This is a genomic window from Pseudomonas sp. FG13 (assembly GCF_057809755.1).
This window is the reverse complement of sequence record NZ_JBMDKO010000007.1, coordinates 96,613-112,356: the sequence shown is the minus strand read 5'-3', so window position 1 is coordinate 112,356 and position 15,744 is coordinate 96,613. Positions and strand designations below refer to the sequence as shown.

The 15,744-nt window shown below is 61.0% G+C and carries 14 protein-coding genes and 2 pseudogenes; 5 read left to right on the top strand and 11 right to left on the bottom strand.

All coding sequences use genetic code 11. From position 1 onward, the window contains the following. Positions 1 to 75 precede the first annotated feature (75 nt). The 9 genes and pseudogenes from ACODTO_RS09270 to ACODTO_RS09230 form a co-directional block, all read right to left on the bottom strand. Positions 76 to 1,488 carry an aldehyde dehydrogenase family protein gene (locus ACODTO_RS09270; protein ID WP_489106324.1) on the bottom strand — a complete coding sequence of 471 codons (1,413 nt, stop codon included), beginning with the start codon at positions 1,486 to 1,488 and terminating at the stop codon, positions 76 to 78. Positions 1,489 to 1,491: 3 nt separating this feature from the next. Next, positions 1,492 to 2,541, bottom strand: a complete 1,050-nt coding sequence (locus ACODTO_RS09265) for a homoserine dehydrogenase (RefSeq protein WP_489106323.1) — start codon at positions 2,539 to 2,541, stop codon at positions 1,492 to 1,494. A 311-nt stretch (positions 2,542 to 2,852) separates the two neighbouring features. Further along, a pseudogene (locus tag ACODTO_RS09260) lies at positions 2,853 to 3,031 on the bottom strand (Lrp/AsnC family transcriptional regulator); the annotation flags it as partial. Positions 3,032 to 3,169: 138 nt separating this feature from the next. Then, a pseudogene (locus ACODTO_RS09255) lies at positions 3,170 to 3,348 on the bottom strand (Lrp/AsnC family transcriptional regulator); the annotation flags it as partial. A 138-nt stretch (positions 3,349 to 3,486) separates the two neighbouring features. Continuing rightward, complete coding sequence (locus tag ACODTO_RS09250) at positions 3,487 to 3,924, bottom strand: Lrp/AsnC family transcriptional regulator (protein WP_024780781.1); 438 nt, start codon at positions 3,922 to 3,924, stop codon at positions 3,487 to 3,489. Between the two features lie 9 nt (positions 3,925 to 3,933). Further along, complete coding sequence (gene thrC, locus ACODTO_RS09245) at positions 3,934 to 5,313, bottom strand: threonine synthase (protein WP_489106322.1); 1,380 nt, start codon at positions 5,311 to 5,313, stop codon at positions 3,934 to 3,936. Positions 5,314 to 5,329: 16 nt separating this feature from the next. Continuing rightward, on the bottom strand, positions 5,330 to 6,220 hold the full coding sequence (locus ACODTO_RS09240; protein ID WP_489106321.1) for a LysR substrate-binding domain-containing protein: 891 nt from the start codon (positions 6,218 to 6,220) through the stop codon (positions 5,330 to 5,332). Between the two features lie 36 nt (positions 6,221 to 6,256). Further along, entirely contained in the window at positions 6,257 to 7,687 is a 1,431-nt protein-coding gene (locus ACODTO_RS09235; protein WP_489106320.1) for an amino acid permease, read from the bottom strand. Between the two features lie 150 nt (positions 7,688 to 7,837). After that, positions 7,838 to 9,115 (bottom strand): cystathionine gamma-synthase family protein, encoded by a 1,278-nt coding sequence (locus ACODTO_RS09230; protein ID WP_139649137.1) that lies wholly within the window; start codon positions 9,113 to 9,115, stop codon positions 7,838 to 7,840. 290 nt (positions 9,116 to 9,405) lie between these two features. Here ACODTO_RS09230 and ACODTO_RS09225 point away from each other — a divergent pair, with 290 nt between their 5' ends. Together ACODTO_RS09225 and ACODTO_RS09220 are read left to right on the top strand one after the other, a co-directional pair. Then, on the top strand, positions 9,406 to 10,590 hold the full coding sequence (locus ACODTO_RS09225; RefSeq protein WP_489106319.1) for a colicin E3/pyocin S6 family cytotoxin: 1,185 nt from the start codon (positions 9,406 to 9,408) through the stop codon (positions 10,588 to 10,590). After that, positions 10,587 to 10,814 (top strand): DUF7683 domain-containing protein, encoded by a 228-nt coding sequence (locus tag ACODTO_RS09220; protein WP_489106318.1) that lies wholly within the window; start codon positions 10,587 to 10,589, stop codon positions 10,812 to 10,814. Before ACODTO_RS09225 ends, ACODTO_RS09220 begins: the two co-directional genes overlap by 4 nt. Positions 10,815 to 10,847: 33 nt before the next feature. Here ACODTO_RS09220 and ACODTO_RS09215 read toward each other — a convergent pair whose 3' ends face one another. Together ACODTO_RS09215 and ACODTO_RS09210 are read right to left on the bottom strand one after the other, a co-directional pair. Then, complete coding sequence (locus ACODTO_RS09215) at positions 10,848 to 11,768, bottom strand: NADP-dependent oxidoreductase (protein WP_489106317.1); 921 nt, start codon at positions 11,766 to 11,768, stop codon at positions 10,848 to 10,850. Positions 11,769 to 11,781: 13 nt separating this feature from the next. Then, positions 11,782 to 12,228: an ester cyclase gene (locus tag ACODTO_RS09210; RefSeq protein ID WP_139649129.1), complete on the bottom strand. Its 447-nt coding sequence runs from the start codon at positions 12,226 to 12,228 to the stop codon at positions 11,782 to 11,784. A 97-nt stretch (positions 12,229 to 12,325) separates the two neighbouring features. Between ACODTO_RS09210 and ACODTO_RS09205 the strand changes: the two genes are divergently transcribed. The 3 genes from ACODTO_RS09205 to ACODTO_RS09195 all read left to right on the top strand — a co-directional run bounded on the left by ACODTO_RS09205 (position 12,326) and on the right by ACODTO_RS09195 (position 15,739). Then, complete coding sequence (locus ACODTO_RS09205) at positions 12,326 to 13,237, top strand: LysR family transcriptional regulator (protein ID WP_489106316.1); 912 nt, start codon at positions 12,326 to 12,328, stop codon at positions 13,235 to 13,237. Positions 13,238 to 13,318: 81 nt separating this feature from the next. Beyond that, positions 13,319 to 14,746: an RNA/DNA-binding domain-containing protein gene (locus tag ACODTO_RS09200; protein WP_489106315.1), complete on the top strand. Its 1,428-nt coding sequence runs from the start codon at positions 13,319 to 13,321 to the stop codon at positions 14,744 to 14,746. Positions 14,747 to 15,115: 369 nt separating this feature from the next. Next, complete coding sequence (locus ACODTO_RS09195; RefSeq protein ID WP_175363206.1) at positions 15,116 to 15,739, top strand: CDP-alcohol phosphatidyltransferase family protein; 624 nt, start codon at positions 15,116 to 15,118, stop codon at positions 15,737 to 15,739. Positions 15,740 to 15,744: the final 5 nt, after the last annotated feature.

Here is a 15,744-nt window from a genome sequence, read left to right as displayed (position 1 = left end):
GCCGTCAATGCGGCCTGTCGTCCGGGGCGGAATGCCAGGCGGACAGCGCTCCCCGCTTCCTGTTTCCCGGATCGTTCAACCCAACGTATTCAGGCACACCACCTTCGGTTGGGTCATTTCCTCGTAGGCAAACCGCACCCCTTCCCGCCCCAGGCTGCCGTATTTGGAGCCACCGAACGGCATCGCATCAAAACGAAAATCGGAGGAGTCGTTGATCATCACGCCTCCGGCTTCGATTCGGCGTGCGGCGCTCATGGCGGTGGCGAGGTCGTTGGTGAAGATGCCGGCGTGGAGGCTGTAGTCGGGCTCGTTAGCCAGGGCGATGGCTTCGTCGAAGGTGTCGAAGGGCTGCAACACCACCACCGGGGCGAAGACTTCGTTGCGCCAGAGGCGGCTGGCGTGGTCGACGTTTTCCAGGACGGTGGCGGCGTAGCAGGCGCCTTGGCGGCGGTGGCCGCAGAGTAAGGTGGCGCCTTCTTGCAGGGCCTCGTTCACCACATGCTCGGCATTTTGTGCGGCTTGCGGGGTGATCATCGGGCCGATGTCGGTGTCGGCCAGCAAGGGATTGCCCACCACCAGCGCTTGGGCCTGGCTGACGAAACGTTCGCGGAAGGCTGCGTAGATCGGCGCCTGGATCAGCAGGCGTTGGGTGCCGATGCAGTTCTGGCCGGCAGCCCAGAAGGCGCCGGACAGGCAACTTTCAACGGCCGCGTCGAGGTCGCAATCGCCCATGACGATGACCGGTGCGTTGCCGCCCAGGTCCATGGCGAGTTTCTTCAGGCCGGCGGTGCGGGCGATTTGTTCGCCGGTGACGAAGCCGCCGGTGAAGGAGATCATGCGCACCTCGCGGGCGGCGACCAGGGCTTTGCCGAGTTCGGCGCGGCCGGTGGCGACGGTGACCACGGACTCAGGCAAACCCGCCGAAACCAGATACGAGACCAATTTGAGGGCCGACAACGGCGTCAGCTCGGACGGTTTGAGAATCACCGCGTTGCCGCCGGCAATGGCCGGGCCGAGTTTGTGGGCCACCAGGTTCAGCGGGTCGTTGTAGGGGGTGATGGCAACGATCAGGCCCAGGGGCTCGCGGGAGAACCAGCCCTGGCGCGATTCGGCGCCGTCATAGGCGTCGAACGGCACCACTTCTCCGGCGTTGCGCCGGGCTTCTTCGGCGGACAACTTGAGGGTGTTGACGCAGCGTTTGACTTCCTTTTCCGCCTGTTTGAGGGTCTTGCCGGCCTCGTCGACAATCAGCCGGGCAAACGCCTGGGCGTCGCGCTGGATGTTCGATGCCGCCTGTTCGAGGATGCTGGCGCGGCGATGACGGGGTAGCGCGGCGCAGGTGTGCGCGCCGCTGCGGCCGGTCGCCAGCAACTGCGGGACCTGGGAGGCGCAGACGTCCGCCACGGTGCCGACGACGCTGCCGTCAAAGGGGTTGAGGACGTCGATTTGCGCTTGCGTCACGGCCAGGGCCAGTCGAGATACGTTCATGGGTTACTCCTGGTTGCGCACGGCAGACTGGTGGATGGCGATGATGTCCGAGAGCAGCGCAAACGCTGTTTCCGTGCGCCCGGCCCCAGGGCCGGACACCGTCACGGCGCCGAGCAGTTCGGAGGTGAACGACACGGCGTTGGTGGCGCCGCTCACGCCGGCGAGCGGATGATCGTTGCTCAACAGGCGCGGTTCGACGCTGGCGCTGATCGAGCCGTTGGCGTGTCGGCTGGCGGCGCCGATGAGTTTCCAGCGGGCGCCGTCCTGGCGGGCTTTTTCGATGTCGCCGAGGTCAAGGGAGGAAATCCCTTTGCAGCTGACATCGCTGACCTTCAGCTTGGCGTCGAGCAGTTCGTTCGCCAGGATCACCACTTTGAGGCGCACGTCGTGCCCTTCGACATCCGCAGTCGGATCGGCTTCGGCATAGCCCAGCGCTTGTGCCTTGCTGACCGCTTCGGCAAACCCCAGTCCGTTTTCCATGCAGGTGAGGACGAAATTGGAGGTGCCGTTGAGGATGCCCTCGAAACCCGTCATCGCACTGCCGGCCAGCAACTGCTTGGCGACGCGAATGACCGGCGTGCCGCTCATCACCGAGCCTTCGTATTCAAAGGCGACGTTGTTGCGGCGGGCCAGTGCTTTCAGCTCGGCGCCATGCAGGGCAATCGGTCCCTTGTTGGTGGTGACGACGTGCTTGCCGCCTTCCAGGGCCCAGCGGCAGAACGACGTAGCGGGCTCGCCGTCCACCGGATTGGTGAAGGTGGCTTCGGCGATGATGTCCGCGCCGCTCTCCTTGATCACGGCCTCATTGAGGGCTTCGGCATTGCCACCCGGCCATTGTGCGAAGGCGCCCTTGGTGGCGGGCAGTTTGGCCAGCAGCGCAGCGTCCAGGCCGTCGCGACCCATGACCGAGCCAAGAAACAGGTCGGTCACGCCGACGATCTTCAGGGTGAAACCCAGTTCGGTTTTCCAGCGGTCGTTACGCTCGGCGATCAATTGCGCCAATGCCCGGTTCACACCGCCGAAGCCGACCAGCGCCAGTTTGTATTCAGTCATTTTTGTTGTGTCCCTTGATCCGGGTGATGAGGTTGTTGGATCTAGGTTAGGGGGGTGGGCCGGGCAGTGAAATATGCCAATTTGCTCTATTTCATGGGCGTTTTGACCAGGGGTTTGTCTGGGTCGATCAGGCGCGGAACGCGGAGCGTCCCTGGCGGCATTCCCACGCGGGAGCGTGGGAACGATCAACAGACACATAACCCTGTGGGAGCAAGCCTGCTCGCGATAGCGTCAGGTCAGTCAACATCGAAGTCGGCTGGTCTACCGCTATCGCGAGCAGGCTCGCTCCCACAGGGGTTGTGTGTCAGGTTTCAGATTACTGACGACAGTACGAATGAGGTGACAGTGTTCTCCACCCCCGGCAACGCCGAGATGTTCTTCCAGACCCTGTGCACCCGCTCCGGGCTCGCCGCGGCGCCGTATAACCCAGGATCGCCCCGTCGCGTTCGAGGCGTTCGATGCGCTGGCGCACGGCATTGCACGACAGCGAGCGTGGGAACGATCAACAGACACATAACCCTGTGGGAGCAAGCCTGCTCGCGATAGCGTCAGGTCAGTCAACATCGAAGTCGGCTGGTCTACCGCTATCGCGAGCAGGCTCGCTCCCACAGGGGTTGTGTGTCGAGCTTCAGATCACTGACGACAGTACGAATGAGGTGACAGTGTTCTCCACCCCCGGCAACGCCGAGATGTTCTTCCAGACCCTGTGCACCCGCTCCGGGCTCGCCGCGGCGCCGTATAACCCAGGATCGCCCCGTCGCGTTCGAGGCGTTCGATGCGCTGGCGCACGGCATTGCACGACAGCGAGCGTGGGAACGATCAACAGACACATAACCCTGTGGGAGCAAGCCTGCTCGCGATAGCGTCAGGTCAGTCAACATCGAAGTCGGCTGGTCTACCGCTATCGCGAGCAGGCTCGCTCCCACAGGGGTTGTGTGTCGAGCTTCAGATCACTGACGACAGTACGAATGAGGTGACAGTGTTCTCCACCCCCGGCAACGCCGAGATGTTCTTCCAGACCCTGTGCACTCGCTCCGGGCTCGCCGCGCCGACCCGCAGCATCAGATCGAATTCGCCACTCATCACGTCGCACTGAAGCACTTCCGGCATGGCTTGCAGCGCCTGCAACACTTCCGCGCCGCGCATGCGGTCGTAGCGGTAGACGAAAATCACCGCATTGATGTTCGACGCTGCCGAAAGCCCCTCCCCCGTTCGCACCGTATAGCCCTGGATCGCCCCGTCGCGTTCGAGGCGTTCGATGCGTTGGCGCACGGCATTGCGCGACAGGTTGACCTTCGCCGCCAGCTCGGCATGGGCGGCCCGGGCGTTGAGGCGCAGTTCGGCGATGATGCGTTCGTCGAGCGGGTCGAGAATTCGCTTCACGGGGCCTCCTTACAGCGTGCCGAGCAGTTGATGGAGGGTGTCGAGGTCGTCCGGCTGGATCCGATGGATCTGCACCGGGCCGTGTTCCGCGAGCGGGTGATGCAGTGGCGAAACGCTGATCCCCAGCTCGCCAAGCAACGCCGCCGATTTGACCGGTGAGATTTCCCCCAGGGTCACCATCGGCGCCACCAGGCTTCGCCGGTATAACCTGGCCGCAAGCACGCCGGTGGCGGTGTGGGGGTCGATGACGTAGCCGGTGTCGCGGTACAGCGAGGTGATTTCTTCCAGGGTCTGTTCATCGCTGACGGCGTAGGAATCGATGATCATCCGCGCCTGCAGCCAGAACTCGTTGGCGATGGTCATCTCGCCGCTGCTTTCGAAGTGTTCCATCAGCGCACTCACAGCCTGGTCGTCATGCCCGTAGAGCTCCCAGAGAAAGCGCTCCAGGTTGGAAAAGATCGACAGGTCCATGGCCGGTGACAAGGTCCTGTTGGCGCGCAACCGGGAGTAGTGATTCTTCAAGAACAACTGGTGCAGCGCGTCGTTCTGGTTGGTCGCCACGATCATCTGGGTGATCGGCAAGCCCATCTTCTGCGCAATGTAGCCGGCATAGACCTCGGCAAAACTCGCCGCCGGCACACTGAAACCGATGGGCCGCTGGCCGCCGCCCAGTTGCAGTACGGCGTGGAAATAGAACACCAGCTGCGCCAGCACCCCCACCCAGTTGCTGGAGTTGAAACTGATCGCTTCGTGCCCGGTGCACGGCCACTGCCGGAACAACCGGCTGACCAGGGTCTGGCACTCGTCGAAGCTGCCATTGACGGCGAACTGGTGGACCCGGGGATGCGCCACCGCCTGGAGGTGCCGGAGTTGGTCCTGGGGTACGCCCGCTTCCGGGTAGACCACGACCACCACGGTTTCCTCGCAATGCTTGAAAGCTTCGATGGCCGCCAGCCCGGTATCGCCATTGGTGGCGCCGATCACCACGGCGCGGCGATCGCGTTTGCGCAGGAAATATTGCACCAGCCGAGCCTGGAGCTGGGCGGCAAAATCCTTCGAGGAGCGGGTCGGGCCATGGAACAGTTCCAGGACCCATTCGTTGCGATCCACCTGATGCAGAGGCGCCAGGGAGCGATGGCTGAATTGGCTGCCAGCCTCCTTGAGCATGCGCTTGAGGTCTGCCTCGGGAATTGTCTCGCCCACGAACGGGCTCATTACTCGATAAGCCAGCTCGTCATAGGACAAGGTCGACCAGTTGGCAATCTCCTGGGGTTCGAACAGCGGCAACTCCAGCGGCACGAACAGCCCGCCGTCCGGGGCCACGCCCGATAACACGACCTTTTCGAAATCGACCTGCACGACCGAGTTTCGGGTACTTACATAGCGCATGGTTGGCTCCGGCCATTCATTTGAAACGATGTGCCTGCTCGACCAGCCAGGTGGCGAACATGACGGCGTCGGGGTGCTGTTCGGTCCCGGAACCGCGTACCAGGTAGAACGACTCGCTGGCTTCGATGCGCTGGCTGAAGGGTTCGACCAGGCGTCCCTCCTCAAGCAGGTCAGCGACCATCGACGACCGGGCCAGGGCGATCCCCTGCCCCAGTTCGGCCATGCGCAAGGTGCAGACCAGCGTGTCGAACTGCATGCCCGTCGACGAATCGACGTGGTCGGCACCGACCATGTTCAGCCAGTACCCCCAGCCTTCTTCGTACCCCAGCACATGCAACAGCGGATGCTTCGCCACGTCCGCCGGTTCCTGCAGTGGCGAACGCGCCATCAGCGCCGGAGAGCAGACGGGGAACAAGGTGTCCCAGGTCAGCCGCTGCGACACCAGGCCCGACCACTGACCATGGCCCCAGCGAATTTCCAGGTCGTCCTCGCCATCCAGTTCCTTGACCCAGATGTTGCTGATGTAGCGGATGTCGACCTGGGGATGGGCCTGGCGGAAGTCCACCAGTTTCGGCGCCAGCCAGTGCACGAAGAACGCCAGGCTGCCGCGGACCTTGATCGGCCGGCGCTTGTGCTGGCCGAAAATCTCGTTGGTCCCCACCGCCAGGCGTGTGATCGCATCCTGCACCACCGGCAGGTAGGACTGGCCTTCCTCGGTCAGCCCCAAGCCACGGGGCAGGCGTTTGAACAGCGCCACCCCCAGGTGGCTTTCCAGCTGACGGATCTGCTGGCTCACCGCGCCTTGGGTCAAGCACAACTCCTCGGCGGCGTGGGTGAAGTTCAGGCAGCGGGCCGACACTTCGAATGCCCGCAGCCAGTTCAACGGGGGTAACGGTTTCTGCTTCATGATCCTGCCTCATTGACGCCCTCCCCCCGGCACCGTCTAGATTGCATCGGACGGCTGTGCCAACGGGTTCACCAGCAAGCGTTGCTCGCGGCTTTTGCGGGTAATGAAGTACACGAAATAGCACCAGGCGATGAATGGCAAGCCGAAGTACAACGCCACCCGCTGTTCCGGATCGAAAGCAATCCCGACACACGCCAACCCGCAGGAGGCCAGTGCCCCCAGCGGCACCCACGGATAGCCGCGGACGCGGAACTTGAGGTGGCGCACATCACCGCCATTGGCAACGTAGTGACGACGGAAAGCGATCTGGCTGGCGGCGATGCTCATCCACACCACCACCACGGCCAACCCGGAGATCGACACCAGCGCCAGGTAGATGGTGTCGGCGGCAAAGACGCTGCTGAGCAACGAGGCGGCGCCGCCGGCCATGCTGACGATGATCGCGTTGAGAGGCGTGCCCATGCGGGTCAGTGCCGAGAACTGCTTGGGCAGGTGCCCTTGGTCGCTCAGGGTCCAGAGCATCCGTGAGGCGGCGTACAAGCCGGAGTTGGCGGCCGACAGCAAGGCGCTGATGATCACGAAGTTCATGATGTCGGCGGAGTACGGAATGCCGATGTAAGTGAACACGGTGACGAAGGGGCTCTCGACGATGCCGGCCTGTTCGCGAGGCAACAAGGTCGACAGGACGAAGATGGTCCCGACGAAGAAGATCGCCAGGCGCAGCACGGTGGTGCGGATGGCGCGGGGTACATTGCGCTGGGGATCCTTGGTTTCACCGGCGGCGATACCGATCAACTCCGTGCCGGAGAAGGCAAACGAAACCGCCAGCAGCGTCATGGCAATCGGCATGAAGCCGGTGGGAAAAAGCCCTTCGCGGGTGAAGTTGCTCAAGCCGATGCTGTGGGCCTGATCGATGTGCAGCAGGCCGAGAATCGCGCCGCCGCCGATCAGCAGGAACGCCACCACGGTCGCGACCTTGACCAGGGACAACCAGAACTCGGTTTCGGCGAACAAGCGCACCGAGACCACGTTGCTCAGGAACACCACACAGGCGAACAGCGCGCTCCAGATCCACACCGGTGTGTCTGGAAACCAGCGCGCCATCAGGATACCGGCGGCGGTGAATTCAGAACCGATGGCCACGGTCCAGGTCAGCCAGTACAACCACGCCACGGTATAACCGGTGCCCGGGCCGAGAAAGCGCGTGGCGTAGGTGCTGAATGAACCGGTTTCCGGCATCTGCACCGCCAGTTCACCGAGACACATCATCACCATGTACACCATCAAGGCGCCGATGATGTAAGCGATCACCGCACCCAACGGGCCGGCTTGATTCACGGTGTAGCCGGACGTGAGGAAAAGCCCGGTGCCAATCACGCCACCCAATGCCAGCATGACGATATGGCGTGTTTGCATTTCCTGCTTGAAGCCGACCTGCGTACTGAGTTGTTCTTGTTTTATGGACATGGTTGTTCTCATGAAAGTCGTGAGGACACGCCCCGACCTCTGCGCGCAGTGACAGCACAGAGACAACACGGGTCGTCATCCGGTTTTATTATTTTCCTATTCATGAACACCCCCGTGACCGCCTTGTCGCAAGGGTCTGACGCTGACAGTTCAACGGCTGGTTTCGGTGCACACTTCCAGGGTTGAAGCGTGCGAATTCGTTTGCGTCCGCTGTTCCCGCGCAGCCCGGACAAAAGCGAACGCCTGCTTCAAGTCGTCGAGCAAATCGTCGGTGTCTTCAATGCCCACCGAGACCCGCACCAGCCCCTCGGAGATGCCCAGGGCCAGCCGTTCCTCCAGGGTGTTTTCGACATGGCTGGTGGTGCGCGCCGGGCCATAGATGGTTTCCACCGCACCCAGGTTGCCCGCGCAGTGGGCGAAGCGCAGACGGGGCAAGAGCGCCGTGACGGTGTCCATGCCTCCGACCAGGACGAAACTGACGATGGCGCCAAAGCCGGCCATTTGCGCACACGCCACGGCGTGGTTCGGATGGCTGGGCAAGCCGGGATAGTTGACTGATTCCACCAGCGGCTCGGTGCACAGGAACTCCGCCAGGGCACGCGCGCTGGCTTGCTGCTGACGCATGCGCAGCACCAGGGTTTTCATGCCACGAATGATCATGAAGGCTGAGAACGGGTCCAGTGCCGCACCGTTGATTTCCCGGTAATGCCGTACCTTGGCCATCAGGGATTCGCTGCCACAGACCAGGCCGCCGAGCACATCGCCATGGCCACTGAGGAACTTGGTCGCGCTGTGGATCACCACGTCCACGCCCAATGCCAGGGGGTTCTGATTGAGCGGCGTGGCGAAGGTGTTATCCGCCACCACCACGGCGCCGACCCGCTTGGCCGCCGCCACCAGACGCTGGATATCGAGGATTTTCAGGGTCGGGTTGGTCGGGGTTTCCAGGTACACCACCTGGCAGCCCTTGGCGATTTCCCGTTCGATCTCATCGTGATCGAAAGTCTCGCACAAGGTCGCCTCCACCCCCATGCGCGGCAGGAACTCTTCGAAAATCTTGTTGGTGCCGCCGTAGCTGTCCTTGGTGGACACCACCCGATCGCCCTGGGCCAGAAAGGTGTAGAGCACACTGCTGATCGCCGCCATGCCGGTGCTGAACGCCACGGCGGACTCGGACATTTCCAGTTCACGGATCTTGGCTTCGAGGGTCTCGACGGTGGGGTTGCTCATGCGGCTGTAGATAAAACCCGGGGCCTTGCCCAAGGCGACGTCGTACCAGACGTCGATGTCGTCATAGCCGTACGCGGCGCTGACCACGATGGGGGTTTGTGTGGCGTTGTAGGGATGCCTGACTTGCTCGCCACCCCAGACCGCCCGGGTTCCCGCTCCTGCGTTATCAAGCCCTGCGCTGTCAGGTTTGTTATTCATTGAGGCTACTCGCACTTAGGGGGTGAACGCTGAGTCATTCACCGATCTGGCAGCCAATATAGGGAAAAGCAAAGCACCCGAGAAACGATGTTATCGGTGCCAAAGGTCTGCTTTTTTTAATGGCTGAGTGCGAAGTTATTGGCTGCAACGCGCCTTCTTCGTTCACGCGCTCCAGTGTCCTGCGGAGCCTGAGGAAAAAGGCACAACCAATACAGAAAGCGCCTACAGCCCCAGCCTGAGCCCTTGGGTTAGCGTCTCTCCCGCATCGACTGGACGAGACCTGCCCCTCCGTGACACGCCAAAAAGACATCCCCCAAGTCAAGAACCCGCCCGGCGGCGACGGGCATTACGTCACCTATCGGGACATGACACCCAGCGAGCTGGCCGAGCGTGAAGCCGGGCAACTGAAGTATGAAACCATGCTTGCCCGGCAGGCCGCCTACGAAAAGGAACGCTGGGCCACGGTCGATAGAACGCCACTGCCCGTCACCGGCAGTGTGTTCGCCAAGAGCTGCAAGTTACCCGACGGCGTCATTGATTACCGCAACCCCAACGGCTATGTGCCGGCTGACTTGGTCAAGCAGTACGGCGATCTGGTTTGGCTCGGCGGCAGGCATACCGATGGATCGGGGACTGTGCCCCTCAAGCAGATGGGCGCCGGCGCGGTAACCGCGTCATTGGGCAGGCTTGCTCTCGGCGGCACCGCACTTGAAGCAACCGCGGCAACGGTGGGCGGCACCGTCGTCACGGGGCTGTTGACCGGCATGGTTGCCTTGCTCTGGCCTTCCAGCCTGGGTGATAGCGCCCTTTACTCCGAAGAACAGCTACACAACTTGAAGCAGGCCCGCAGCCGCATGCGCCTGCAAATAGAGCAACAGGCCGATGGCAGCCTCAAGGGCTATGGCTTCTATACCGGCCAGAACCGCGATTGGGAAATGGTCGACGTCGTCCACCTGGTCCCTCGCGCCGACCACTACATCGCCGACTTGGGTGACGGCATCGAGCTGATCTGGACGCCAGCCGTCGATCCGTCCGACACCCTGGGTATCCCCGCCCTGGAAGCGGCACCGCAGGCCCCTCCCATCTGGATCTACCCGCCCACACCGATGGCCGACAGCATCATCGTCGATCCGATTTATCCGCCGGAGTATCGGGATTTCATTCTGGTGTTTCCGGTGGGGACGGGGGTTCGGCCGGTTTATGTGGTCTTGAGCACCGCACATCATGACTACCATCAAAAACCGGGCTCCCTACCTGCTTTTCCGGATGCAAAATGGGCGCAGCCCAAAACGCGTATGAAAGGCGGAGGGTTGCGCCCTCGCTGGAAAGACCCTGACAGAACAATATATGAATGGGACTTTCAACATGGCGCGTTAGAAAAATATAACAAGCGAGGCAAGCACCTGGGTGAATTTGATCACGTTACTGGACTTCAGACCAAACCAGCTAACCCAACTAGGACGGTAGAACCATGAAACATACAATAATGGGTGTAGTTGACGGAGAGGACTTTGCGTCATACGAAATCGAACTTCCTCTCGAAACCAAGGACCTAGCTAAAATAATGAATTGGGCAAAAGAGGACGAATATTTGTATGACTATCAATTAGATAAACTTCAAATTGAAGCTTTAGAAGAGGCATGCTCAATCGAGCTGCCTCGAAACTTGGTGCTTTTTTTGACCTGCAGCGGCAACTAATCGACGGTTAGAAGTTGGGTATTGGATTAACGATCAGCCCCCAGGGCGAATAACCACCTTCCCTCGAGCATGCCCAGTGGCGACCTTTTCCACCGCCGCCCGGGTTTCCGCCAGCGTGAAGGTGGAGTCGATGATGATCTGCAATTGCCCCGCACTGAACTGTCGGATCGCCTCGGGAAGGAAAGACACGGCACTGGCGAAGAAGACGAACTCACCCGCGTGACCGTCCCGACCCTCGATATTGAATTCCACCAGGGTAGATATGCGTCCGCCCGGACGCAGCACCTGCCAGGATTCCTCCAGCGTTTCGCCGCCCAGGGTGTCGAGCACCAGGTCGATTTCGCGCACACTGTCCAGGGTCTGGGTTCGGTAGTCGATGACTTCATCGGCGCCCAAGCTTTTCAGCAGTTCGAGGTTCTTCGCCGAGGCCGTTGCGATCACATGGCAGCCGGCGAGATGGGCCAGCTGGACTGCCATGCTGCCGACGCCGCCGGCACCGGCGTGGATCAGCACACGTTGGCCGCGCTGCAACTTGCCAATATCAAAAAGCGCCTGCTTGGCCGTGCCATACGCGGTCGGCAATGCAGCGGCCTGTTCGAAACTCATCGGCGCGGGAATGACACACAGTTCGGAAGCGGCGATGACCAGATGGGTGGCGAACGCACCGCCATGCTCGGGGGAGGTTCGTCCGACCACTCGATCCCCGGTCTTGAGGACGCTCACCTGCTCGCCGACGGACTCAATCACACCGCTGAAATCGGTCCCTGGAGCATAGGGGAATGCCACCGGGAAGATCGGCTGCATGTAACCGGCGAGTATCTTGACGTCCAGCGGATTGACGCTGGCGGCCTCAATGCGCACGACCACTTCGTTGGGTTGTGGGTTTCGCAACCTCGCTTCGCCCTCGACGATCACATCCGGGCTGCCGAACTCATTAATCAAAGCGCTCTTCATGGGAAAACTCCTTTCAGGCCTGGGCAGGGAACTGGCCGAGTTGAAGGAACAGGGCAAACCAGTCTTCCATGTGCCATGTCGTGGTCAGCTTCGCGTCACGGAACGTGTGGAATTCATGAATGCGGAAACTGACCTGCTTGCCGGTGGCGGCGATGCCGAAGAGTTCGCCTGCATGGGTGCCGGTGATTTCGGCGCGCACGCCCATTTTTCCGGGCTCCTGGACCATGTCGTGGACGACGATCCGCACATCCGGAAACGCCTGGACGAAGCTGCGGATAATGGCCTTGATGCCTTCCGGGCCAGGTACCTGACCAGGAGCCAACGGGATGTCGTCCCAGTCACGGGTGAGTACTTCATCGACGAGGTCTGGCTGTTGGTCACTGAATGCACGGTAGAAGGTTTCGACGGCCCGGCGCTCGGCGCGCAGCTGTTCAGCAAGGTGGGTGGTTGATAGGGTCATTGGGGGTCTCGCCATTGAAGTGGGGTGGTAGCGAGAGTTTGGGATTGAGGGCTATGATCCGTCTAACAAATAGCCGATATGAATGATTATTTGATTTATGGATTTTCATGGGATTGATCTGAACCTGCTGGTGGCCTTCGACGCGCTGATGACGGAGCGCAATGTCACCCGCGCGGCGGCTCGGGTGGGTGTCAGTCAGCCGGCGATGAGTGCCGCGTTATCGCGGCTGCGAACGCTGCTTGGTGATGGGTTGTTTGCCCGCAGTGCCGAGGGGCTTTTGCCGACGCCTCGAGCTCGGGACCTGGCGGTGCCGATTGCCCAGGCGCTGCACCAGCTTCAAGTTGCATTGGTCGAGCGGCCCGAGTTCGAGCCTGGCAAGGCTTCGCTGGTGTTCAAACTCGGCCTCTCCGATTACCCGGCCTATGTGCTCCTGCCCGCGCTGTTGCAGGCACTCGCGGAGCAGGCGCCGGGGGTTTCGGTGAACGTGTACGCGTTCAACGACCGAGATCACGCGGTCGACATGCTGGACAGCGGCTTGATCGACGCAGCAGTGGGCGTGCCGCCGACCCAGGCGGCGGCGCGGATATTGAACCGGACCGTGCTCACCGACGAATTCGTCACCATCGTCGCCCATGACCACCCGGTGGCCCGTCGCGCCATGACCCTGAAGACCTATCTGCAACTTCGCCATGTGCTGGTTTCGCCTGAAGGGGACTTGCACGGTTTGGTGGATCACGCCCTTGCCCAACAGGGCAAGCAGCGCGAACTGGCCCTGACACTGCCGCAGATGTTCGCAGTGCCCTCACTGATCGCCCGTACCCGGTTGACCGCTACGGTGATGAAACGGGTGGCGATGGGCGCGGCGGGCAGCAACAAGCTGGTGATGTTCCCACCACCGGTGACGTTGCCTCGGATGGCGTTCGACCTGATCTGGCACCGGCGCAGCGAGTCTCATCCGGCACAGCAGTGGTTCAGAGGATTGATAGCGGATGTTGCTGGGCGGGTTTGATGGTTTTCCTCACAAACCGAAACAGGGCATGATGCAGCACCTGCCGGCAGACCCGAAGACGTCATTTCAGAGTAACGTTCCATGACCGAAGTCGAACTTCTACAGATACTGGCGCGAGGTGAAGATAGTCGCCATCAGTACAAGCGCGACCTGGTCAACGCCGACGGTGTGGCAGCCGAACTCGCGGCCCTGGCCAATAGTGGTGGTGGCGAACTGTTTATAGGCGTGGACGACGACGGTAGCATTCGCGGGTTGGACGCATCCGCCATACGACGCTTGAACCAACTGCTCAGCAATGCCGCCAGTCAGAACATACGACCGCCCGTTCACCCTCTGACCGAAAACGTGCAGACAGCGTCCGGGTTGGTCATGGTGGTGTCAGTGGCCGATGGGCTGAACAAACCGTACATGGATCTGCAGGGGCGGGTATGGATCAAGAGTGGCTCCGATAAGCGCCATGTAACAGCACGTGAAGAGCTGCAACGCCTATTTCAGAGGGCTGGTTTGGTTTATGCCGATGTGGTGCCTGTAGCAGGTACATCTGTCACCGACTTGGACGTCAAGGCCTTCGACACCTACTTTAACCGCCGTTATGGACAAAACAGTGAATTGGATGGGCTGTCGACAGAGCAGTTACTGCAGAACCTGGGATTAGGTGACGGACGTGAATTGACCCTGGCCGGCCTGATGCTATTTGGCCGACAGCCGCAGCGTTGGCGACCGGCCTTCCAGGTGAAGGCCGTGGCGTTTCCCGGTACAAGCTTGGCCGATAATCGTTATTTGGACAGTGAGGATATTGGCGGTACGTTACTGGAACAATTCAAAGGCAGCTTCGCCTTTATCCGTCGCAATCTCCATCACGTACAGCGTGGTCGTGGTTTCAATACACTGGGTGAGTTGGAGATTCCCGAACCGGCGCTGGAGGAGCTGCTGGTCAACGCATTGATCCATCGCGACTACTTCACCAGCGCCTCGATCCGAATTATGGTTTTTGCCGATCGGGTGGAGATTGCTAGCCCCGGCCACCTACCCGACAGCCTGAGCGTTGAGGCGATCCACCAAGGCAAAACCAACCGGCGCAATCCAACATTGACGGAGCACGCAGCTCAAATACTTCCTTATCGAGGCTTGGGCAGCGGTATTCCGCGCGCGCTTCGAGAATGGCCACGCATTGAGCTGATCGACGATGTGATAGGTAACCAGTTCAGCGCCCTGGCTTGGCGACCAGAATCGGAATGGAAACCTGCTACCCCCGAAGTCACCCCCGAAGTCACCCCCGAAGTCACCCCCGAAGTCGCGAAGCTTCTAAAGACTATCCAAGGCGAACTCACACGTAGCGAAATTCAGTCCTTACTGGGCCTCAAGGACGAGAAACACTTCCGCGATGCCTATATCCGTCCGGCCTTGGAAGGTGGCCTGATCGAAATGACCATCCCCGATAAGCCGCGCAGTCGCTTACAAAAATATCGGCTTACGGCGCATGGGCGGGCGCTTCAAAAGAAAGAATGAGGCCCTCTGTGCGAACCTGCTCGAGGAAGCGGCGCATCAGTCAACAGATCGCTGAAGCCCTCAGACTCTCTATCGCGAGCCATTTCATTACCTATCAAAATTAAGAATAGAGTTCCAACATACGATCCATCGGCATCACTAAGGCGCCCCACGAATGGGCAAGTACAGGCCTACAAGCCAGAACCTCTGGCGATGCTATCGCGAGCAGGCTCGCTCCCACATTTGAATGGTGTTTCCATCCCAGGAGGATTCAGCGCGAGATGTAGACCGAAGCTCATTCCCAACAAATAACCACCAGCAAACCCTCAACCTATCGTAATCTCGCTGCTGAATCCTTTATGCCCGCAACCGGCCCGAGATCTCGCCCCGATGCCCTCCATCTACCAACTCAAGCCCGCCTTCCAGAACCTGCTGCGTCCCGCCGTCCAACGGCTCTACGACAAGGGTGTCACCGCCAACCAGGTCACCCTGCTCGCAGGCATCATTTCCGTGCTGGTGGGTGTGGTGATCGCCTGGTTCGCCAGTCATCCGTGGGTGTTTGTACTGGTGCCGGTCTGGATGTTCCTGCGCATGGCCTTGAATGCCGTGGACGGCATGCTGGCGCGGGAGTTCGGGCAGCAATCGCATCTGGGGGCCTACCTGAATGAGCTATGCGATATCATCGCCGACGCGGCCCTGATCCTCCCCTTTGCCCTGATTCCCGATGCCAGTCTGTTGCTCGTGTTGTTGGTCACGCTGTTGGCGTTGTTCAGCGAATACGCGGGTGTGCTGGGGGCGATGGTCGGGGCTTCGCGGCGCTATGACGGGCCCATGGGCAAGAGTGACCGGGCCTTTGTATGCGGCGTGTTGGCGACCGGTATTGCCTTGGGTTGGCTCGGGGCGCTGTGGGTCGATGGTGTGATGGCGGTGGTTGCCGCCCTGCTGGTTTATACCTTGGTCAACCGGGTCCGTCATGGCCTGGACCAAGTGAAGGAAAACGCTCCCTCAGCATAAAGGAA